At 68.0% G+C, this 20984-nt stretch carries 16 protein-coding genes, 1 tRNA gene and 2 pseudogenes; 7 read left to right on the top strand and 12 right to left on the bottom strand.

Annotated features, from left to right (window positions below):
* Nucleotides 1-140 precede the first annotated feature (140 nt).
* Both V7E46_RS09975 and V7E46_RS09970 read right to left on the bottom strand, forming a co-directional pair.
* Nucleotides 141-737: a TetR/AcrR family transcriptional regulator gene (locus tag V7E46_RS09975; protein WP_329178328.1), complete on the bottom strand. Its 597-nt coding sequence runs from the start codon at nucleotides 735-737 to the stop codon at nucleotides 141-143.
* Nucleotides 738-1019: 282 nt separating this feature from the next.
* Nucleotides 1020-1676: a GTP cyclohydrolase II gene (locus V7E46_RS09970; protein ID WP_333768079.1), complete on the bottom strand. Its 657-nt coding sequence runs from the start codon at nucleotides 1674-1676 to the stop codon at nucleotides 1020-1022.
* A gap of 878 nt (nucleotides 1677-2554) precedes the next feature.
* Between V7E46_RS09970 and V7E46_RS09960 the strand changes: the two are divergent.
* Nucleotides 2555-3327, top strand: a pseudogene (locus V7E46_RS09960) (transposase).
* A 216-nt stretch (nucleotides 3328-3543) separates the two neighbouring features.
* On the opposite strand, the gene V7E46_RS09955 reads toward V7E46_RS09960, so the two are convergent.
* Together V7E46_RS09955 and V7E46_RS09950 are read right to left on the bottom strand one after the other, a co-directional pair.
* Nucleotides 3544-5013, bottom strand: a complete 1470-nt coding sequence (locus V7E46_RS09955; RefSeq protein ID WP_333768078.1) for an ABC transporter substrate-binding protein — start codon at nucleotides 5011-5013, stop codon at nucleotides 3544-3546.
* Nucleotides 5014-5131: 118 nt separating this feature from the next.
* Entirely contained in the window at nucleotides 5132-7063 is a 1932-nt protein-coding gene (locus V7E46_RS09950) for a hypothetical protein (protein ID WP_333768077.1), read from the bottom strand.
* Between the two features lie 403 nt (nucleotides 7064-7466).
* Between V7E46_RS09950 and V7E46_RS09945 the strand changes: the two are divergent.
* Nucleotides 7467-8422 (top strand): annotated as a pseudogene (locus tag V7E46_RS09945) (IS481 family transposase).
* Nucleotides 8423-8611: 189 nt separating this feature from the next.
* On the opposite strand, the gene V7E46_RS09940 reads toward V7E46_RS09945, so the two are convergent.
* The 3 genes from V7E46_RS09940 to V7E46_RS09930 form a co-directional block, all read right to left on the bottom strand.
* Nucleotides 8612-8860, bottom strand: a complete 249-nt coding sequence (locus tag V7E46_RS09940; protein WP_333768076.1) for a helix-turn-helix domain-containing protein — start codon at nucleotides 8858-8860, stop codon at nucleotides 8612-8614.
* A 1-nt stretch (nucleotide 8861) separates the two neighbouring features.
* Nucleotides 8862-9443 (bottom strand): DUF6907 domain-containing protein, encoded by a 582-nt coding sequence (locus V7E46_RS09935; RefSeq protein WP_333768075.1) that lies wholly within the window; start codon nucleotides 9441-9443, stop codon nucleotides 8862-8864.
* A gap of 301 nt (nucleotides 9444-9744) precedes the next feature.
* Nucleotides 9745-10230: an ATP-binding protein gene (locus tag V7E46_RS09930; protein WP_333768074.1), complete on the bottom strand. Its 486-nt coding sequence runs from the start codon at nucleotides 10228-10230 to the stop codon at nucleotides 9745-9747.
* Between the two features lie 403 nt (nucleotides 10231-10633).
* Here V7E46_RS09930 and V7E46_RS09925 point away from each other — a divergent pair, with 403 nt between their 5' ends.
* Nucleotides 10634-12067, top strand: a complete 1434-nt coding sequence (locus V7E46_RS09925; protein WP_333768073.1) for a helix-turn-helix domain-containing protein — start codon at nucleotides 10634-10636, stop codon at nucleotides 12065-12067.
* 11 nt (nucleotides 12068-12078) lie between these two features.
* Nucleotides 12079-12570: a hypothetical protein gene (locus V7E46_RS09920; RefSeq protein WP_333768072.1), complete on the top strand. Its 492-nt coding sequence runs from the start codon at nucleotides 12079-12081 to the stop codon at nucleotides 12568-12570.
* Nucleotides 12571-12704: 134 nt separating this feature from the next.
* Here V7E46_RS09920 and V7E46_RS09915 read toward each other — a convergent pair whose 3' ends face one another.
* The 4 genes from V7E46_RS09915 to V7E46_RS09900 all read right to left on the bottom strand — a co-directional run bounded on the left by V7E46_RS09915 (nucleotide 12705) and on the right by V7E46_RS09900 (nucleotide 18065).
* Nucleotides 12705-14420 (bottom strand): relaxase/mobilization nuclease domain-containing protein, encoded by a 1716-nt coding sequence (locus V7E46_RS09915; RefSeq protein ID WP_333768071.1) that lies wholly within the window; start codon nucleotides 14418-14420, stop codon nucleotides 12705-12707.
* Complete coding sequence (locus V7E46_RS09910) at nucleotides 14417-15046, bottom strand: plasmid mobilization relaxosome protein MobC (protein WP_333768070.1); 630 nt, start codon at nucleotides 15044-15046, stop codon at nucleotides 14417-14419. The genes V7E46_RS09915 and V7E46_RS09910 overlap by 4 nt, the downstream gene beginning before the upstream one ends.
* A gap of 505 nt (nucleotides 15047-15551) precedes the next feature.
* The gene (locus tag V7E46_RS09905; protein ID WP_333768069.1) at nucleotides 15552-16376 is read right to left on the bottom strand and encodes a DUF2637 domain-containing protein; all 825 of its coding nucleotides are present in this window, start codon (nucleotides 16374-16376) and stop codon (nucleotides 15552-15554) included.
* Between the two features lie 417 nt (nucleotides 16377-16793).
* Complete coding sequence (locus V7E46_RS09900; RefSeq protein WP_443054104.1) at nucleotides 16794-18065, bottom strand: DUF3631 domain-containing protein; 1272 nt, start codon at nucleotides 18063-18065, stop codon at nucleotides 16794-16796.
* Between the two features lie 432 nt (nucleotides 18066-18497).
* Here V7E46_RS09900 and V7E46_RS09895 point away from each other — a divergent pair, with 432 nt between their 5' ends.
* From V7E46_RS09895 to V7E46_RS09885, 3 genes are all read left to right on the top strand, one after another.
* On the top strand, nucleotides 18498-19019 hold the full coding sequence (locus V7E46_RS09895) for a helix-turn-helix domain-containing protein (RefSeq protein ID WP_333768068.1): 522 nt from the start codon (nucleotides 18498-18500) through the stop codon (nucleotides 19017-19019).
* Between the two features lie 213 nt (nucleotides 19020-19232).
* On the top strand, nucleotides 19233-19442 hold the full coding sequence (locus tag V7E46_RS09890) for an excisionase family DNA-binding protein (protein WP_333768067.1): 210 nt from the start codon (nucleotides 19233-19235) through the stop codon (nucleotides 19440-19442).
* Nucleotides 19439-20662 carry a site-specific integrase gene (locus V7E46_RS09885; protein WP_333768066.1) on the top strand — a complete coding sequence of 408 codons (1224 nt, stop codon included), beginning with the start codon at nucleotides 19439-19441 and terminating at the stop codon, nucleotides 20660-20662. Before V7E46_RS09890 ends, V7E46_RS09885 begins: the two co-directional genes overlap by 4 nt.
* Before the next feature lie 74 nt (nucleotides 20663-20736).
* Here the strand turns inward: V7E46_RS09885 and V7E46_RS09880 are convergent.
* Nucleotides 20737-20810: transfer RNA gene (locus V7E46_RS09880), tRNA-Ala, on the bottom strand.
* Nucleotides 20811-20984 lie beyond the last annotated feature (174 nt).

Here is a 20984-nt window from a genome sequence, read left to right as displayed (position 1 = left end):
TGTGGAACCAGCCCGACGACGAGAGCGGCGTGTCAGGTGGGGCGGGTCAGAGGGATAGTCGGAAGAGGCGCAGTGCCGTCGGGGCATGCCGGACCGACGCAACGGTGTGCTTACACGCTGATCAGCTTTCTTGATGCGACTTACGACAGGCCGAGGGCGGGGACCACCACGGCGTCGATGTATCTGTGGCTGTAATCGGGATCGGCGTCGACGCCCTCGAGGATTGGACGCGCCATTGCGCCGCCGAACAGCATGTGCGGGATGAAGTCACGCGCCGGATTGTCGGCAGCCAGCTCGCCGCGGTCCACGGCGCGCTGCACCAGGACGCGGAAACTGACCAGCTCCGGTTCGATCAGCAATTCCCGCAGGGCGCGGAAAAGGTCCTCGTTCCGGAAGGCGGCATGCGCGAGTCCGCGCATGAGCTCCTGGTCACGCTTGGCCTCGTTCTCGTCGTGGCACCGGACGAGCTCGTGCAGGTCGCCCGCGATCGACCCGGTGTCGATGTCGGCGAGCGACACCGGCTTGGAGTGCCGCAGCGCGGTGGCGACAAGCTCCGGCTTGCCCTTCCACTGGCGGTAGAGGGTGGCCTTGCTCGACCGCGTACGGGCGGCGACCGCGTCCATGGTCAGCGCCTCGTACCCGACCTCCCGCAGGAGCTCGACGACCGCCTCGTACAGTTCCCGCTCGCGCTCGGGGGTCAGGCGGGTACGACGTGCGGCAGATGCCTGAGCCGTCATGTCCTGTCCTCCGAATCCGCTGGTGGGCGGCAACAGCGTACGGCCTCCTCCTGTGCCGCGCTGACGCCACGGGCTCAGCCGTCCGATGCCGCCATCGAAACGATGTCGTACACCTAGAGCGTAGACGACCCACGATCGAAACGCCACCGTTTCGATCGTGGGTCGTGTCACGCGCCCGCCGGGCAGCCACAGCGTGCCCCACGCAGCCGTTCCGTCGCCTATTGCGCCGCCATCGAAAGGCGTCGCCCTTGCGGCGGCGACAGCGCAGGGGCAATGACCGCTTCAGGCCGGCAGGGCCAGGGTGTGGCCGGTGTGCTCGACCTTGGCCCGCAGGTAGCGGACATTGGCGTCGGAGACGTGCACACCGGTCGGCACTCGCTCGGCCACCTGTGTACCGAACTGCGCCAACTGCCGCGCCTTGTCGGGATTGTTGCTCAACAGCCGGATCGCACCCACACCGAGAGCGGTCAGCATCTGGGCCGCGGCCGTGTAGTCGCGCTCGTCCTCACCTCGCCCCAGAGCGCGGTTCGCCTCGTACGTGTCCAGGCCGTCGTCCTGCAGCGCATATGCGTCGAGTTTCGCGTACAGGCCAATGCCCCGGCCCTCCTGACGCAGATACAGCAGATAGCCGCCACGCTCGCCGATACGCTCCACCGCCTCGCGCAGCTGCGGGCCGCAGTCGCAGCGCTGCGAACCGAAGACGTCGCCGGTGAGGCACTCCGAATGCGGCCGCACCAGCGGCACGGCCACGTTCGCGTATTCGCCGATCCCGAGCGCCAGGTGCTCCTTGCCGTCGGCCAGGCCGGTGAAGGTGAAAACGTCCGCGGCAGTCTCCCACCCGTCGGGGAAGCGCAACGGAACTCGCACCTTGGTACGGACACCGGCGACGGCCGGTACCGCGGACGTCGCAATAGGCGCAGGACTTGCGTCTGCCGACATATCGACTCCCTCATAAGATCTTGAAATCTCAAGCTCTTACGGCCATCAGATTATTTCCGCACCGCCATCTTGTGGCGCAGCTCACATGCCCGCCTCAACGCCTCCCTGACAGGCCGCCGTTGCGACGTCGTACGACCAGTTGCTCGTACGACGTACGAAGGACGTACGAGTGACCGCCTACGCGTCCGGCCGTGAAGCACTCCGGGTAACCCGTGAGGAGGCGAGGCCGCCCTGGGGTCCCGCCGGGTGCCCGCGCACCCGCGCGACGCCAGGTGAGTGGTCCGCCTCGACCCGCGACCGCACATCGCTACGGGTCCGCTGCGACAGGCAGGCCCGAACCGACCTCGAAAATGACGAAATCCCACCGACCTTCATGGTCGGTGGGATTTCGTCGGTCCTTCTTGAATCAGCTCAAGAACGACTCTGTTGTGGACCTGAGGGGATTCGAACCCCTGACCCCCTCGATGCGAACTACGGGCAGGATGGTCGCTGAGGTCATCTGTGCAGGTCGGAAGTGGTGCCAGGCGTGCCGGAGGGCATTGCTGGACATGCGGGTTGCTGTACTTCGCTGCTGTACAGCCCGCCCCGCAGGCTCGGGTCATCCGTCGAAGAAAGCTTCACAGCTGACACCCGCTTCAGCGCCCACCACGCCTGTGCGCTCCCCTCCGAGCTCCGTCGACCAATTTGGCAGGCTCCGCACGACATCGGCGCTACACGTTGAAGCGGAACGTATCCGGGCCGGACCTGACCTGCGGCGGAGCGCCGATCAGGGCTCTGACCAGGCAATCTGGCGTTGGCGTGCGTTGGCCTCCGACGGCGGTATACGGGTGTCCTGCGGACTGTCTGCGGACTGATCAGATGGGCGGAGGAAGCGAAATGTGTGGCGTCAGAGCCGGGCCTCCAAGGTCCCCCCTGGGGTGAGCGACCGCTACCCCTGCCCCCACTGCGGGCACCGCGTCCTCGACGAGATGCCCGGCTCCTTCGATATCTGCCCCGTCTGCTTCTGGGAGGATGACGGGGGCCAGTTCCGCTGGCCGACCGCTGCAGGCGGAGCGAACCAGGTCTCGTTCATAGAGGCGCAGCAGAACTACCAGGACTTCGGTGCCTGTGACGAGCATGGGCGTCAAGCTGTCCTGCGAGTCCCGGCAACCGTCTGGACGCCGGCCGTCGAACCGGACGGCATGGTACGTGCCGGGGCATGGGTCGCCGAACTCGCAGGCGACGTCCTCACCGGCTGGCCGCAGGGCATACGGCTGGTCGTCCGCAAGGAACGTCCCCATCCCGGTGCCCAGTTGCGGTTTACCGACGTACGGCATGCGGATCACCTGCTTCGCAACGAACACAAGCGGCGCCCCGATCGCGGCCCTGGAACTGCGGCACCGCCAGCGCGCCCGCGCCGAGGACCGCATCCGCGCAGCCCGCGACACCGAGCTGCGCAACCTTCCCTTGCACGACACCGCCCAGAACCAGGCCTGGCTGAAAGGCGTCCAGATCGGCCTCGAACTGCTGGCCTGGATGCCGATGCGCGCTGCCGGGCGAAACCCGCAGGTTGGAACCCAAACGCTTGCGGCTGCGACTGTTCTCCGCCGCGGCACGGCTCGTCTCCACCGGCCGCCGACGCTGGCTCCGGCTGGCCCGCCACTGGCCCTGAACCTCGGCCATCACCACCGTGTTCGACCGCCTCCAAACACCGCCGGCCCCGGCTGATCAGCAACGAAGCACCACCACGACGAGTCGCCAGCATCCGGAGCAGTGGAACCCGGCACCCACCCGACGCGACAGCCGGGCAGCCACCACGCCTGCCGCCAGCCCACTCAGTTGAAACCGCCCACCAAGCCAGCAGGCGGACAGTCACGAAAGAACGAGGTTAATGGGTGGTGACGTAGGTGTCTTGTCTCTGTGTCGGCGTAGGCAGCCGCGGAACGGTGATGAGCGGGAGAGGCTTGCCGATGGGGTCGCTGCTCTCGGAGCCGTTTGCGCCGGGGTGGTAGGAGAAGCTTAGGTCGCCTCCCGCGCCGGGCACGATGAACTGGTTGTTCAAGTTCAGGACCTGGCTGAACACGTCGGAGGCTTTCGGGGTGGATCCGTTCTGGGTGGCGAGGCGGATGGCGCGTGCCGCAGTCAGGATCGAGTCGTGGGCCGCAATGGTGCCGCCGTCGGTAAGGTCGGCTTTCGGGAAGTGGTGCGAGTTGAATTCCGCGGCGAAGTCTGCGAAGTGCGTTGGGGTGTCGGGAGAATTGGCGAGCCAGTCGGGGGAGGCAGTCTGAGTTGAGTAGATCAGGGTGATCTTACTGCTGCGCAGCGTGTCCGCTTGGGCGATGAAGGCGTTGAGATTCGTTCCGACGGTAGCCACGGTGATCGGCGTATCGGCGCATACCCGACGTTCGAGGGACGCGAGGAAACCGGACAGGTCGACGGATCTCCCTGCGTAAAGGACCACGCTCGGCTTGACCGCGCAGATGTTGGTGGTGATGGAAGAGAACAGGTCGGGGTTGGCCGAGTTTTTTCCCGAGAGGCCCACGAAGCCCTGTGGAGCAAATTCCAACAGTTTGGTGAACGTAGCTTGCAGGTCACTGCGCAGGGATGCGGTAAACAGGTCAGGACTGGAGTGCATGTCGGAGTTGGAATCGAACACCATGATCGCCGATTTCGTGTCTTGCAGGCCACCGAGGTAGCTCTTAAGCGCTGTCACAGCCTGCTGATTGCTTGCGGCCACACGGATGAAGCCTGGAATACTCTGGCTGTTCAGCTGATCGGCGGTGTTGATCGCGCCCACGGTCGGGATGTGGTGTGAGCTCAACTCCTGTGCTCCCCTGAGGGTTTCCGTCGTGCTCACGCCTAGGCCGCCTACGGCAACCAACGGCTGCGGACTGTCGATCATGCTCTCGAGTTGGGCCGCCACCTGTGGCCACTGATCCTCATGGCCGCCCTCGTTAGCCAGTACCAGCCGGATCAGGGGAGTCTCGTCGCCGGCTACCCGTGTGGTGTTGGCCCGGACCTGGGCTGTGTAGGCACCCTCGATCGCATTGCGGATCTCGGTGGCGGTCAGAGCGCTGGTGCCGTTCACAGTGATTGGCTCCAGCAAGGCCACCGTCACCACCGGCTTGCCGCTTTTCAGAGCCGTTTCGTTCGCTGTCGCGATCAGCTTCTCGACCGGCTTGAGATCGCTGCTGAAATAATAGCCGCCAGAGCCATCGGTCACTCCAACGCATTCGCCGCTTATCCGGCTCAGACCCGAGCCGGACCCACCGCACCAGGATTTTTCTCCGTTGAACTGAGTTTTGCTCACCCAGATCGCGCTGCCGATCAGAACGAGCGTCGCGAGGCCGGCCAGCACATACTGGCGCTGCCTACGCCGCCTGCTTCCGTGAGTTGGAGGCAACACACTCATTCCAGAGTGCGGGTTAGCCATTTTATGTGGCTCCTATACCTTTTCGGATGTTCGAGTGCAGGTTTCAGGCCCAATGGATGGCTTGGCTTTCGTAACGACGAGCGGCCTGGTAAAGAGGATCGCTGTCCTGCGGCCAGCGTCTGGCCAGCGTCTTGAGTTCCTGGGCGATGTGAAGGTGAAGACTATGGCGCTGGTTGCCCACAAAAGGGTCGGCGGTTATCCAGCAGGCGGCGACCAGGTCCGCCAGCGGGCCGGGTGCCTGACTCGCCGCAGTAGTGCTCCCTGCCAGGGCACGCATCTCCTCCAGTGGCGTGCCAGGCGCGGTTGTCGGCCGACCCGGGCGGCGTGGTGCCGCGGTCACGCGGGCCAGCCGCTCGAGCCAGAGTGCCGACGGTTCGCTGCCGACCAGCGCGTCCAGTTGCCGGGTGACTTCGGCCAAGTCGCCCAGAGCCAAGGTATAATAGAGTTCGTCGTCTCCACCGAGCTGTTGAAGTCTGCTGAATGCCACGGACCACCTGGTGCTCGTGGGCGAAGTGTCGGGCAGACCCGACACCATCGGAAGCAGCCCGCTCTCACTCAGGGCCAAGCCGCGCAGCAGGAGCCGACGCAGCAGCTCGGACGAGGCGCTGGGAACAGTTGGCCACAGCACGGGATCGATGTCCGCGTCGAATCGGGCTTGGCCGCCGACCAACAATGGCTCGTTGTCCGTGATGAAGGTCAAGGCGTCCTGTCGGGAGGTCGCCGCCGCGCAGATCATCAGGTCGGTGAGGTGTTCGTTGGATTCCGGGATGCTGCCCAGCAAGACCCGTATCAACTCTCTTGCGAGGGTGTGCGAGCCGGAAGCGGCGCCGACGCCAATTGGCTCGCGCGCCAGTTCGGGTGATGGGCGCTCCAGCAGCCGAGCCGGCTCACGCCACAGGATGGGGTCGTGTGCTAGGGCTCGGATGAGCAGTTGAACGGAGGCTGGGTGCCCGCCGGTCAGTTGCATCAGCATCATTTTGAGTTGGGCGTCATTGCCCTGCCGATGTATCCGGTCAGTGAGGGTGCTGCCGACCTCTTGCGTGCTGAAGTCGGCAAGGCGCAGTCGCAGCCAGGGGGCAAGGGGCCCAGCCTCCGGGGGTGACCAGCTGCCGTGAGGGTCCACCTCGATCAGCTCGTCCGCTGCGGAGAGCAGCCTGCCGTGGCTGGCAGCGACCACGGTGAGCGGGATGGGGTCCGACTGCACCCGCTCGTTCGCCCCTCGGAGCGCCTCTGCCAGGTCACTGGTGAACCGGACTCCGAGTTCAGTATCAGCGTCGTCGAGCGTTACCAGGCAGTTGAGCGAGAGCTCGCTGGTCCGGCGGGCACTATGAAACCCCTCGACCACGTCAGTCACGAATGCGTCGGACAACAGTTGGGCAACCTTGCGCCGATTGTCGTCCACGTTAGGGTTCGCGTGCCACTGGTGCAGGTCTATGAGCACGTCAACCGAGTCCTGCCGGAGGTGCCGTCCCCGGTGCCCGTACCAGTCCTGGTAGTCGCCGAGCAGGATCCGTCGGCTGCGCTGCCCTTTCACTAGCTGACGTACGGCCGCCTTGGATGCCCAGTCGGGCAGCCAGCTGACTGCGTTGACTATCGGTAAGCCGGTGCTCGACTGGACCACGTCAATTGCTGCGCCGCCCATGTTTTTGAGTGCCGTTTGCAATGTCTCCAGATCCCGAGCTTGCCGAAGCGTGTTGATCACTGCGTCGCGGGCCCGTTCCCGGTGGTTCGGGTCCAGCTCCTGTTGCAGTACCTCGATCCCCACGAGCAGCCGGGGGAAGCCCAAGGTCCCGTACACTGGATAGCGCCGGTTGAGCTGGAACGCGAGGGCGGACAGTACTTCGGGCGCACCGACTGAGCTGTCGAAACGGGCGAAATTGACGTGAGCGTGGGGCGCTAAGTCCGCAAGCCACTCTCGCACGGCACCGAGCAGCATGGTCTTGCCGCTCCCGCGGGCGCCCTCAACCACGATCACCGGCTGGCGTACACTCCGCGGCAAACGCCCTGTTGTCGAACGTCGTATCAAATCCGTGATGGATCGGAGATATTGATCGCGTCCGATCAACCGCTGGGCTTGAACGGGCACCGGCCCCTGGCCAGCAGAATCCGTCATCGGGAGTGTCGCTCCAGGAGTCGGGTCGTAAGGCGGTGTCCAACAAGAAGGGCCTCAGCGCACCTTGACTCTAGCAAGGACATTCGAGGCAGGGTGTAGTAACCCTTCAGCGACCGTTGGTTTGGAATGAGAGGCCCTATTTGTCCTTTCGGCGGGACTGGTGTATTGATCACGAGCGTTGTTGACACGTGCCGGTGCTTGATCATGGCGAAGACCTCCGGTGTGGTGGAGGTGTCTAGGCTCCACACCACGCACGGAGGTCTTCGTGTCCCACCGTAATGCCCGGCTGACCGTTCATGGCAGACGGATCCTTGTTGAGCGTGTCCGCTCGGCCGGCCGGTCGCGCATGTCGCAGCGGAGATGGGGATCTCGCGGACCACCGCCCACAAGTGGGTCGGCCGCTGGCGGGCGGAGGGCGAGGCGGGTCTGCACGACCGCTCCAGCCGGCCACGCAGGACCCCGCACCGCACCGCCGCGGACATCGAGGCCCGCGTGTGCGAGCTGCGCCAGGCCCGCAAACTCGGCCCGGCCCGGATCGGCCCGATCCTGGGCATGCCCGCCTCCACCGTGCATCGCGTCCTGATCCGCCACGGCCTGAACCGCCTGGCCTGGATGGACCGGCCCACCGGGCAGGTCATCCGCCGCTACGAACGCGACCGGCCCGGCGAACTGATCCACGTCGACGTCAAAAAACTCGGCCGCATCCCCGACGGCGGCGGCTGGCGCACCCGCGGCCGACAAGCCTGTCCTGACCGGCGCCGCATCACCGGCTTCGACTACATCCACTCCGCCGTCGACGACCACACCCGCCTGGCCTACAGCGAAGTCCACCCCGACGAGAAGGCCGCCACCTGCGCCGCCTTCCTCCGCAGAGCCGCAGCGTTCTTCGCCACCGCCGGCATCACCCGCATCGAGCGCGTCCTGACCGACAACGCCTGGTCCTACCGCAAAAGCACCCTGTTCAAGCAGGCACTGGCCGACCTCGGCGCCACAGGCAAACTCACCCGCGCCTACCGCCCGCAGACCAACGGCAAAGTCGAACGCTTCAACCGCACCCTGCTCGACGAATGGGCCTACCTGCGGCCCTACACCTCCAACGACGAGCGGACAGCGGCCCTGACAGACTTCCTCCACACCTACAACCACCACCGCTGCCACACCGCACTCGACGGACACCCGCCCATCACCCGCGTCAACAACGCTCCGAGCCAATACACCTAGGCCGCTTTCTGGACGTCGCCTCGGAAGAGAAAGACCCTGGCGAAGCCGCGGCCTGAGCGCTTCTCGTTCCTGTGCGGTACCCGCGGAGCCGTTGCAGTACGCCGCAGCCGCTGACCAGAGGTTTTCTTACTCTGGGGTGCGGAACCGAGGCCCGTTCGGCCCGGAACCGTGGCAGAGCCCGAGGCGTACTCAGTCAACGGCCGCTGTGCGTTTGCGCTCCAGCACGACGATCGGGCAGTTCAGCGCGGTGGCGATCTTGATCAGGTTGGCTGGGGTGGCGCTGCGCCAGCCGGATTCGATCTCTCCCATCAGCTGCTCGCTGATGCCGATCATGTCGGCGAGTGCCCGCTTGGTCAGGCCGGCCTTCTCGCGTGCCCATGTGACGGCCTCGGGCTCTTGGTGGAGCCTGCTCGGCCGGGTACGGCGGCGGGCGGGCACTTCAACGTCTCTCGGGGTGATCGGTGTGACGAACAGGGTGGGGCGGCAATGAGGGCGGTGCGGTGGCCTCTACCTGGGTCAGCCCTGGCGGCAGGACTGACGTGGGGAGCGGTTGCTCCGGATGCTGGGCGAACCAGTCCTCACAGGCGGCGACGAGCGCAGGCAGGACTTCATCGTGGAGTAAGTCGGCCTGGGCGCGCAGCTTCGACGCGATGCCGGCGAGTTCCTGTGGGTTCAGGCCGAGGATCCAGTGGTCGGCACTGACTTGGATGTTCACGACGGGTACGCACAGGTGTGTGTCGGTGTCGTAGGGGTTGCAGTCGATGCTTCCCGCGAAGACCGCGTCTTCCTCCGCGTCGTCTCTGCTGTTGGTGGTGGTGAGGGGCATCATCGGGCCCTCGAAGAAGTTCCGGTGGTTGATGCCGCCGAGCCGGAGCGGCAGCTGGTCCAGCGGCACGCCGGCCTCGCTCGGATCGTCCTCCGCCCAGTCAGGCAGATAGCCGGACGTCGCGAAGCCGGACGTCGTGGTGATCGTCCACAAACCCGGTGTGCTCCACGGCTTCGGCTGCTCGACTGCGTCCACAGGCTGCGGAGCCTGGGCAGCTTGCTCCTCGTTGATCGCGATCTCCTTGAGGTGAGGGCGTGCGCTGGTGGGTGCGGCTCCGCGCCATCGGGCTGTAGGCCGAAGGTCCCGCTCGACGTTCGGCTCGTTCGGCGTCCTGTGCGGTGCTGGACGATGGACGGCCTACGGGCTGGGGAACGCGGAGCACTGGGCGGTCGCGCTTCGCGTGCAAAGCGGAGCGTTATCTCGCGTGCGTGCGGCTATACGTCGGCGCTTGTCTCCGTGTGCGTGGACGCGAAGGGCGGATGAGTCTGCACCGTCCTCACCGCGGCCCGGGTACGCGCAGCGTGCACCACGTGGTCGTGCCGTCAGGGCTCACTCCCCAGTCGTCGGCGATTGAGGCGACGAGGAAGAGGCCGCGGCCGGTTTCGCTCGCCTCGTCGACGTCGCTCAGACGCGGGCGGTGGCTGGAGCCGTCGTTCACCGCGATCAGCACGCCCTGGAGGGTGATCACGAGGCGGAACGCGATCTCGCCGTCCTCGCCGTACCGCAGGGCGTTGGTGACCAGTTCGCTGACCAGGAGTTGGACATCGTCCATAAGCGAGACCAGGTTCCAGGCGCGCAGTTTGGCGGCACTTATACGGCGAAGCCGCCCCACCCATCGGCCATCGAGATCCCGTTCAAAAGTGCCGCCCGTCGAGGCAGCGCCGGTGACCTGCACCGCGAACTCGTCGCAGATCGGCTCGGACGGCGCTGGAACGGGAGCCGTAGGCGTGGCCTCCATCGTCACGCGCGCGGTTTCGGTCATGAAGCCAGCCCTTCTCCTCGGGCGCGGACGAGCCTCTCCGCCGGCGCCGCGGGGCGACGAAGGGTGAAGTCGCCTGGACCCTCCGCGTCCGCGCCGACGACGGCCGGAACGGCACTCCGTGCGTGCAAGCTCGCGGCCTGCTGCGGCGCGATGACGCGGCCGTTGAGTTTCACTGGCCGTTCGCCTCGCCGGCGCGGCTCTGATGACGCAGCCCACGGGGCGAAGGCGGCCCGCAACAAGGCAGGTTGAGCATGACGTTTCCCCACTCGGTTTCGGCGATCGGTGTCTGTGAGTAGCGTTGCGCTCACACCGCTTCGCCACCATGACCGTTGGGGATTACCGAGGCGGTAACACCGCTGTCCCGGCCGGAAGCCGGGATGCCGCACACCTCTGGAGGTGGCTGGTGAACGCCACACCGATGTCCGCGGACGTCCTGACCAGGGCCGATATGCGTCAGGCGCTGGCTGAACACGACTTCGCCGAGGTGTTCAGGCTCCTGAAGAAGCACGGTGGCCTGTCCCAGAACCGCATCGCACTGGCGTGCGGACTCACACCCGGCAAGGTGTCCACCATCATGAACGGGCAGACGCGCGTCGTCTCGTACGACGTGCTGAGCCGTATCGCCGACGGCCTGCACATTCCTGGCGAGCTCATCGGCCTCGCCACCCGTCCCTGGGAAACGGAGGAGGCCGAACCGGATCGCCCCGAATCTCCCGAGGTGACAGCCCGCATGGACAGTCCGTGGCAGAACGTCGGCACAGTCGAGCTGGCGGACCAACTCACCCGCGCCGACCTCACCATGGACCGACGCGCGCTCACCCGAGCGATCGCGGCCACGGTGATGACAGGACCGCTTCTGCTCGACTCGCTGGAAGGCTGGATGCTGCCCGGTGAGAAGGGCTCACGCCGAAGCCGCCCCGGCCGATTGGGGGTGCGCGATGTCGAGCAGCTCGAAGAGGCAGCGAAGGCGTTCCGCACCTGGAACCACAAGTACGGCGGTGGGCTGCGGCGCCGGGCGGTTCTCGGCCAGCTGCAAGAAGTGGCCGCTCTCCTCCAGGAACATCAAGCACCGCTCGTCGAGCAGCGGTTGTACGCGGTGCTGGCGCAGCTTGCCGGTACAGCCGCCAGCATGGCCTGGGACTCGGGGCTGCAACGGCGGGCACAGGACTACTACCGGCTCAGCTTGCGGGCCGCCCACGCTGCGGGCGACCGCCTCTGGGGCGCCAACACCCTGGCCGGGATGGCTCGCCAGCTGCTCTACGCGGCCCGCCCGACAGACGCCCTCGAACTCGTCCGCTTCGCCCAGGAGGGTGTCCGTGACGAAGCCGGACCGCGGCTCCGTGCGATGCTCCACACGCGGGAGGCATGGGCCTTGGCCGCACTGGGCAGGACCGCGGCGTTCCACCGGGCCACCGAACAAGCCCGCCACGCACTTGCGGATGGCGGCCTCGATGAGCCGTACTGGATCGGCTACTTCGACGAAGCGGAACTGGCGGGCGTCACCGGCGGTCGCTTCCTGGAACTCGCCCGGCGCGATCCTCGGCTCCACGCAGGGCAGGCCGAAGAACAGATCCGCACCGCACTCACCCGCCGGGGACCGGAGGCCGGCAGGTCACACGCGCTCGACCGCCTCGGTCTGGCCGAGGTCTACTTCCTCTCCGGCGACCTCACCGCGGCCGTAACAGAAACCCACGCAGCCTGCGATGTCGCCGAGCGCGTCCACTCCGGACGCGTACGAGAAGGCATGGCCGAGCTGTACGCCTACACGGTGGGGCACGGAACGTCGGCACCCGTACGGGAAGCGCGAGCTAGGCTCCGCGAGCAACTCGCCGACTGAGAAGGAACGCTGTGACCATCCTCGCCGTGACCGGCCACATGGACCTCACCGATACTTCCGTGCCCCTGGTCCGCACAGCCCTTGACGAGTTGATGCGTGAGGTGGCGGACGGGGAACTCGTCGGCGTCTCCTGCATCGCCGCCGGCTCGGACTCCCTGTTCGCCGAGGCCGTCCTGGACGCCGGCGGAAGCCTCGTCGCCGTGATCCCGTCCCGCGACTACCGCGAGACGAAGGTCAAAGCTGCACACGCCGCGCAGTTCGACCGGCTCCTGGCCGCTGCCACCGAGGTGGTGGTGATGGACCACGCCACCTCTGGCCGGGAGGCGTACGAAGCCGCCAACAGCGAACTGCTGCGCCGTGCCGACCGGCTCGTCGCCGTCTGGAACGGCATGCCGCCCGGTACCAAAGGCGGAGGCACCGCCGACGTCGTTGAGGAGGCGCGTGCCCTCGGCCTCCCCGTAGAGGTCGTCTGGCCGACGGGCGCCGAGCGACGTAACGGGTGATCTCGTCCCAGATCCTCAGGACATCACGTCCTCTCGCCCTCCCTGCTCGGAGCCATACGCAGAGAAGGGGTGAGTGACGGGCGCCTCGATCCCTCCGCGAGCCCTGTGACTTCGGCTTCGGGCGCGTAGTCGCTTCAGCGCCCACGGCGCTGCCGCGATTCGATTGTGGCGCTCGCTGCCGCTGCGGGCTGTGGACCGGTGCGGGGGAGGTTTCCTGCGTTGTGGGAGCGAAGGCGGGCGGCCTCGGCCTGGGGGTTGGGTGCGGGGTTGCGGGCTGTGTGCTGGATGCGACCGAGGAGGACTTGGGCCGGGAGGCGGGCGGTGTCGAGTTCGCGGCGGGCGGCGGCTTCGGCGAGGAGGGTGCGGGGGCGGTGGCCTGCGGCGTGGGCGTCGGCGAGGACGGTGGCCAGGGCGGCCCAGTTGGGGTCGGTCAGGATGCGGTCGGCGTGGTCGGGGATGGCGGTGCGGACTTCTCCTGCGAGGGTGTTGGTGATCTCCAGGGTGGGTTGGCGGTTGGTGAGGGCGGTGAGGTGCTCGGCGGCTGCGCGGTCGTAGGCGCTTTGCAGCCGGGTGACGGTGGCGCGGGCGGCTTCGGCCTGCTGGCGGTGGCCTTGGGCCTGGTGCCAGCGGGCGGCCAGGATGACGGACCAGACCAGGGTGGTGAGCAGGACGTCGAGGGCTGCTCCGTCGGGGCTGGTGGCAGCGTGGGCGATGTCGCGTGCGGCGTACCGGAGGCCGGTGGCGGCGTGGTGGTCGGCTCGGACGCTTGAGCGCTGCGCGCGGGCGAACGCAGCGCCGGCGGCACGCAGTTCGGCCCGCAGTGCGATAGGCGCGGTGTGGGCGGTGGCATCGATGATCTCGCCGAGGGCGGTGATCTGGCCCTGCGCGACGGCGCGGTCGGCAGTGCCGGTGAGGTGGTCGTGGAGAGTGTCGAGGGCGTCGGTGGCGCGCTGCCACGGGTCGCCCGGACGGTTGCGACATGCGGTCGGGTGATCCTCGGGGATTCCGGTGGCCAGCCGGTCCTGGAGTTTGGGCAGGGACAGGTCAGGGGCGATCTTGCTGCCGGAGATGTAGACCTGCTGTCCATCGGCCTTCAGGTCTCCGGGGCGGCCGACTGCGTACCCGCGCAGGTCGCCGGAGGGGTAGCGGCTGACCTTCACCTCCACTCCGTCGGCCTGGAGGTAGGCGAGCAGCTCGTCGATGCCGGCGGCGTGGGGAATCGCAGCGCGGATGCGCTGTTGCAGCCATTCTCGGCTGGTCTGCTCCCAGCCCAGGCGGTCGGCCTTGTGCATCTCGGCCTGCGTCGGGAGGCGGTCGCCGGTCCGGTCGCCGGGTGCCACCTGGCGCAGGCCCAGCTCCTTCTCGATGAGGCGGGCCTCGGCCTGGGCACGCATGCCGCAGTTGTGGATCTTGGGGCGGCGGCCGTCTTCGCGGACGGTGGTGGCCACGATGTGGATGTGGTCGTCAGCGTGCCGCACGGCGATCCACCGGCAGGCCAGCGGGTCGCCGTCCGGGGCGATGCCCGCGGCGTGCACGATGCGCCGGGCTACCTCGCCCCACTCGGCGTCGGACAGGTACCGGTCACCGGGTGCGGTGCGCACGGGGCAGTGCCAGACGTGGCCGGTAACCCGCTTGCCGAAGCCTTCATTGCGCAAGGCGACGGGGGCGTCGAGGACGTCGCGGAGCTGGGTGAGAGTGGCGTCCTGGTCGCGGCCGGGGTCGGGCAGGCCCAGGGGGCTGAAGGAGGCGACGACGTGCGGGTCGAGGTGCTCGTCGTGGCGGCCGGGCCCGTAGAGGTAGGCCAGCAGGCCGCGGGTGTTGCCGCCGGGCTTCTTCACCGAGGGGATCACGCATCCTCCCCGTCGCTCGGCACGGTGGGTCCGGTGGGGAGCAGGAGGGCGCGGGCGATGTGGGTGAGCATGCGGTCCAGGCGCTCCAGGCATTCGCGGATGTCCGGCTCGATCCGGTCGTCGCGGTGCAGCACGTAGACCATCTGGTTGATGTTCACGCCGATCCGGTTGATCTCGTACCGGACCTTCGCGCGGAACTCCTGCACCTCCTGCCTGTCGGTGTGCAGAGGCAGGTCGACGGTGAACGCGCCCCGGATGAACGCCAGCGCGATATCCGCCAAGTAGCCAGAGATCGTGTCCCCGTAGCCGTGGCGCTCGGCGGCGGACAGCAGCTCGGCGTGCTCGGACTCGGTGAAGCCGACTGGCCCGACACGCAGGCGGCGGCGCTTGCCGTTGAACCGGCGGATCTTGCCCTGCAGCATCACCTGGGCCTGAGGGTGGAGCGGGAGCGGCGGCACGTCGAGTGAGGGGATGTTGTCGTGAACGAATGCGGCAGCCGCCTCGCGGGCACGGGCGTCGCTGCCGGGCGCAGACGCCCCGACAGGGCGTTCAGGGGGACTGGCAGCTGGTGGGGCGGCACTGGCTTGCTCGTCGGCGTGTGCGGCGGCGAGGACGCTGCGCTGCACGGTGGTGAGCTGGTCCGGGCCGGGACCACCTCCGGCGCCTGCTTCTCCGTCCGGTGTGCCCTCGCGCCGGGCCTCCTCCGCCACCCCCGGGGCGGAGGACCCCAGACTCCGGCCAACAATCGGAGACTGGGTACAACTGGCTCCGCCAGGAGCCGGGTTGTTGAAGGCTCGCCGCCACAGACCAGCCAGTTTACGGGCCTTGGTGGCAGGCCCGGGGCTTTCGTCGGCGTCCTCGGTCTCGGGGATGGGCTTCACAGTGTTCTCCAGCGGGGCGTTTGTGGTGCGGCGGATGACGGGGTGGGTCCTCTCGTTGCACGGTCATGGTTCGGGTGGGTGGCGGTTTGGCCGAGCCGCGTTCGGGGTGTAGACAAGCGGCGCTCGGATGTGCGGAAGTCCCCTGGTTGGGGAGATCCGCACATCCGGATCGGGCGGCGCCGTATGTGGCCACCCTCCCGACTCGGCCGACCAAGGCCGAGTCGGGGCGAGCTGGGCTACGTGGCTGTCGTCAGGCGTCCGCAGGGTGGTCTCGTGCTGGCTCGGGCTCCGGCTGCGGAACACCTGCGGTGGAGGCGTGTTCGTCCCTGAGGTGCTGCATCAGTGCGGTGAAGCGGGCGCTGGCGACGGGCGTGCCGGCGTCCTTCAGGGCCTTCTTGACCACGGCGGTACTGACGCCGTGCTCGGCGACGGCGGGGCGGGCTATGCCGATCAGCTGGTCCATGGTTGCGGCGGGTGGTCGTCCGGTGCGCTTGCCCGGAGCAGCGGGGCGCGTGCCCTCCCGATGGGCTTGCCCAGGCGGCGGAGTCCGAGCTGGAATGGCTGCTGTGGGCGTTGTTCGCTGGGCTGGCAGGGCGGTGGCCTCCGCCGGTGGCGTAGGGCCTGGGCGCTCCTGTGTCGGGTGGGGTGGTGTGTGGAGGTGGCGGAGGAGGGTGGGGCCGACGGTTCCCCAGCCGAGCAGGAGTGCGGGGGCGACGGTGTCGATGGCGGCGCGGCCGTAGTGCCTGGAGAGCAGGGGCTGGGCGGTGTTGAGGGCGAGGGTGAGCAGGCCGCACAGGTGCATGAGGCGGGTGGCGGAGCGCAGGTGGGCGGGGTCGGTGCCGTGGGCGGCGAGGTGGTGGAGGGCGACGAGGAGGCCAACGACGGACAGGTCGACCATCGGTGCGATCAGGGGCGCGATCGGGCGGGGCACGCCGAGCCGGAGCGCCAGGGCCCAGACGTTGCCGAAGGAGAACACGAAGGCGAGCGCGGCGATGACCGCCATCACGACGGTGATCGTCGTGCGGGCGAAGGTACCCGTGGCGGCGGGGTGCGCGCCGGTGGAGGTGGTGGGCATGCGGGAGAACGTCCTTACGGGCGAGGGGTGTGCTGGAAGATCCGTCTTGGCGTCTTGGCCGTTGCAGCCGCAGGTCAGGGCGGGTACGGCAGGTGCAGTCCCGGTGGGTGCGTGCCGTGGCGCGGAGGGGCTGCTGCCGTACCGGTACGGAACCGGTTCCGTCTTGGGACGCTGATCCGTCCTAGTGGAAAGGGCTCTGAGCTGCTGTTATGCGGCAGGGACGGTTGGGACGGCACGAGACGGTGGTGTGTGCCGTCCCGGGCCGGCCCGCCTCCCGCACCGGTGGCTGCCGAGCGCCGCCGTTCAGCGTCTGAACGGCGTGGGTGTTCAGTTTCTGAACGGCGCGGGTGTTCAGAAGCTGAACACGGCCCTGTCAGCTGTGGCGTTGCGGCGGGGACGCGTCCTGCGGAAGCCAGGTCAGCGCGGGGTGCCCTGTCTCGGAGTTGGGCCGAGGGGGTGGACGGTGGGGCAGTAGCGGCGCCAGGCGTCGGCGAACTTGTTGCGCATGTAGCCCTTGCGCTGGGTGTGGTCGCTGATGCGGACGTTGCCGGAGGAGATGCCGAATTCGCGCAGCATGCTCGCGAGGCCGCGCGGGGTCAGGCCGCCTCGCCCCCATTCGGCCCAGGGGGCTTCGGGGTCGCCGTTGAGGGCGAACAGGAGCTGGTCGGTGGCGATACTGTCGGGGTCGCTGGCGGCGTGGAAGATCCGGCGGATGTCGGCCAGGATGCGCGCGCCGTTGGGCTGGTCGTCCTCGGATTCGGCCTCGGCGTTGACGAGGCGTGTGCATGCCTGCCGTGCCCGGCGGGGCCAGGAGCCGCCCGCGAGGTCGGCGATGATGACCAGCGGCTCCCAAGTGTCGGCGGCGCGGTCCTCGACCGGCATCTGCGGTTCCAGGCGCAGTGCCTGGTCGGCCAGGGGCTTGGTCCAGCGGGCCAGGTCCGTGCGCATCGCGCGCAGGGCAGGGCTGTCGCGCTTGGTGCGGTACGGCGAGACGCGCTCGCCTTCGGCGCGGCGCCGCATCCGGATCACGATGGACCGGTCCATGATCGTGTCGGGCAGGTCGCCGATGCCCGCGATGGCGGCCATGGCGAAGGTGTGGAAGCGGTGCGGGGTGTGGTCGTTGCCGACCACGCGCAGGACGTAGCGGTCGCGCTGGTGCCCGGCGTTGAGCAGGCCGCGCATCTCCTCGTTCTTCTCGGCCATCTTCGGGCTGCCGAAGATCGTGTCGGCCTCATCCACGAGCAGGGTGGGCGGCTCCTCGGTGATGGACCGGAAGACCGCCGCCGGGGTGGAGTTCACGGTCAGCACCGGGCCGTGGACGGTCTCGGCGAGCACGTCCAGCAACCGTGACTTCCCGCACCGCTTCGCCGGGCCGACCACTGCAAGGCGCGGGGCGTGCTGCCAGGCGGCCTGCAGGTGGGATGCGGCGACCCAGAGAGCGGTCGCGTCGAGCGCCGCCTCGGACGGCAGGACCACGAACCGTGCGATCAGCGCCTGCAGCCGCCTGAGCAGCTCATCGCCCTCGGTCGGCGGTACGTCGGGTATCTCCGGTGGCCTGGTCGGCTCCTCCGACCCGTCCGGTGCGGGTGCCTGCACACGGGCGGGGAGCGGGGATGCGGCGTCGGGTTGGGGTGGCCGGTGGCCTCCGCCCGGCTGTGCGACGGGCGGCCGGGTGCAGGCCGGTGGGATCGGGTCTGGGGCTGCGGGGCCGTGCCTGGAGGCAGTACCCTCGTTCACGGAGACTCCTTGCTCGGCGGGTCCCGGGGGGCAACCCGGTCCGCCGTTGGCTGACTGTCCTGGGATGGGCGGTGGCGTGGTTTCCGTCAGGCCCCCGGTGTTGGTAGCGCCGGGGGCTTTGTGCTGTGCGGCGCCAGTCTCGACAGGCGCTCAACCTACCTCAGGTTGGGATCCCAATGCGGGATGAGAACATTGATATCACGGCGCCTGCCCGCCAGTCAAGCGCTCCTGGCATTCTTAGAGCATGCGATTCCAGCATGTTGCCTGGTCCGGCGCTGTAACGATCGCATAACGAACGACTCAACCGCTTGCAGCATGGGTTCTTCATGCGGTATCGTTTTATTTCATCCCGGCGCGTCGAGACCGGGCCGGAGGGAGGCCGACATGTCCAGTCCGCACGCGCACCGCTACACGCCCCTGGAGGGCGAGGCCCTGGTGGCCCACAACATGAAGGTCCTGCGCAAAGCCGCGCGCCTGTCCCAGGAAGACCTGGCCGAGCGCATGACCCGGCTCGGCTTCAAGTTCCACCAGACCCAGATCGCCAAGATCGAGAACGGCACCCGCCTGCTGCGCTTCGACGAGGTCGTCGGCCTCGCCAAGGCCCTCAACGTCCCCGCCGCCCACTTCATGACCGAAGCAGTCGCCGGCCCTGACGAGCCGGACTACGAGCTGCAGGAGGCCGGCTACCGCGTCCAGAAGGCCGAGCAGGAGTGGAAGACCGCCCACGACATCGAGCAGGGCGCCAAAGCCCGGCTCGAAGAGGCCGAGCGCGAGTACGACGAGATCGCCGACCGCCTCGCAGCCCAGGGCGTCGACGTCGGACCGGACACCACCGGACCCGAGTGGTACCCCGCCCCTAACTCGACCTGGGATCCACTGCGCAAGGGACCGTCCGACGGCCAGTAGGAGGTCTCCTCCCGCTGCCACGGCCCCATCGCCGCCCACCCGCGCTGCAAGGCCAACAGCCGTTCCCACCGGCCCAGCCTCACTACACACCCGCACCAGTCCTCGGCGCTACCAACGCCGAGGACCACGCACGCGGGATCGCTTCATCCACCGCCCATCCCACCAGTCAGCACGGCTGCACGTTGCCCCGCGCCGCCGAGACAAGGAACTCCCATGCCCTCCCCCATGACCGCGATAGAGCGGAAGTGGTTCACGACCGCCGAGGTCGCCGAGATGCTCGGCTTCGGCCTGTCCAAGACCAAGATGCTGGTCCTCACCGGAGAAATACGTTCGGTCGTCATCGGCCGCAACCGCCGTATTCTCCCCGCCTGGGTCGACGAGTACGTCGCACGCGTCGTCGCCACCGCTGAGGAGGCGGCATGAGCGTCAAGCGGAGCAACGGCGAAGGGTCCATCTACCCCTACAAGAACGGGCACGCGGCCTACGTCTGGGTCACCAAGCCGGACGGCAAGCGCGCCCGCAAGTACGTCTATGGCAAGACCCGGGACGAGGTCCACGGGAAGTGGGTCAAGCTCCACGCCGAGGCGGCGCAGGGGCCGGTGGCCACGTCGTCGCCGACGATCGCGCAGTACTTGACCCGGTGGCTGACCGAGGTCGTGGACCCGGACCTCAAGCCGAAGACGGCCGAGACGTACGCCATGCACGTCCGGCTGTACATCGTCCCCGGCCTGGGGGTGAAGCGGCTCGACAAGCTCACCGTGCGGGACATCCGCACCTGGGTGAACACCCTGCTCACGCAGTGCCAGTGCTGCGCTCAGGGCAAGGACGCGAAGCGGGACAGGCCCCGCTGCTGTGCAGCCGGAGCCTGCTGCAAACAGCTAGCCTCCCGCAGGACAGTCCAGGACGCGCGTGCTGTGCTGCGGTCGGCGCTGACCAACGCCATCACCGAGGAGTTGATCCCGAAGAACGTCGCGGCCCTGGTCAAAGTGCGCTCGGGGCGCAAAGTGAAGCGTCATCCGTGGTCGGTAGAAGAGGCGCGCGAGTTCCTCGAAGCAGCCCGGGGCGCTCGTGATCCGCTCTATACGGCCTACGTGCTCATCCTGGTCGTCGGCTTCCGACGCGGTGAGGTACTCGGGCTGACGTGGAAGAACGTGAACCTCGACGCAGGAGAGGTGACTGTAGAACTCCAGTTGCAGCGCATCCGACGACAACTCGTCCACGACGAGACCAAGACCGAGGCATCGTCGGCGGTGCTGCCGCTGCCGCAGATCTGCGTGACCGCCCTGCAGCTTCGGCAGAAGGAACAGGAGGCAGCCAAGCAGGCGGCCGGTGAGCTGTGGACCGAGTCCGACTTCGTCTTCACCACGCGGTACGGGACACCCGTCGAGCCCCGCAACTTCAACCGCTCGTTCGCCACCCGCTCGGACAAGGCGGGGGTACGGCGGATCAGGCTGCACGACACCCGCCACACCTGCGGCTCTCTTCTCGCCGCGCTCGACGTGCACCCCCGGGTCGCGATGCAGATCCTCCGGCACAGCAAGATCGCGGTCACGATGGAGGTCTACACGCACATACCGTCCGAGGCGACCCGGAAGGCGCTACGGAAGCTCGGCAAGCACCTGGGCCAGCAGGCTCGAAAGTAGCTGCTGTACTTTGCTGCTGTACAGCGCGAGAAAGCCCCTCCCGAATTACACCCGGGAGGGGCTTTGAGCTGCGGTGGACCTGAGGGGATTCGAACCCCTGACCCCCTCGATGCGAACGAGGTGCGCTACCGGACTGCGCCACAGGCCCTTGCAACGAAGGAAACTCTAGCATCCCGGCGCGGGTGGTCGTGAACGCGATATGGCTGACGGGAAGGCTACTCGTTGGCCGCACGCGGCCGGTCGGGGTCGGCGTACTGGTCGAAGAGCGGGGTGCGGGCGGTCCGCGGGCGCGGGCGGCCGGCGGGGGCCGGCCGCCCGCGCC

Origin of the sequence: Streptomyces sp. IBSBF 2435, from assembly GCF_036815005.1 — a bacterium.
Classification (GTDB): Bacteria; Actinomycetota; Actinomycetes; order Streptomycetales; family Streptomycetaceae; genus Actinacidiphila.
The sequence above is the reverse complement of the archived record's forward strand: the minus strand, read 5'-3'. Positions and strand labels throughout refer to the sequence as shown.

Coding starts and splice junctions, on each gene's coding strand:
- V7E46_RS09975 (WP_329178328.1), bottom strand. CDS start 737: ATGACGGCTCAGGCATCTGCCGCACGTCGTACCCGCCTGACCCCCGAG.
- V7E46_RS09970 (WP_333768079.1), bottom strand. CDS start 1,676: ATGTCGGCAGACGCAAGTCCTGCGCCTATTGCGACGTCCGCGGTACCG.
- V7E46_RS09930 (WP_333768074.1), bottom strand. CDS start 10,230: ATGACCGAAACCGCGCGCGTGACGATGGAGGCCACGCCTACGGCTCCC.
- V7E46_RS09905 (WP_333768069.1), bottom strand. CDS start 16,376: ATGCCCACCACCTCCACCGGCGCGCACCCCGCCGCCACGGGTACCTTC.
- V7E46_RS09895 (WP_333768068.1), top strand. CDS start 18,498: ATGTCCAGTCCGCACGCGCACCGCTACACGCCCCTGGAGGGCGAGGCC.
- V7E46_RS09890 (WP_333768067.1), top strand. CDS start 19,233: ATGCCCTCCCCCATGACCGCGATAGAGCGGAAGTGGTTCACGACCGCC.
- V7E46_RS09885 (WP_333768066.1), top strand. CDS start 19,439: ATGAGCGTCAAGCGGAGCAACGGCGAAGGGTCCATCTACCCCTACAAG.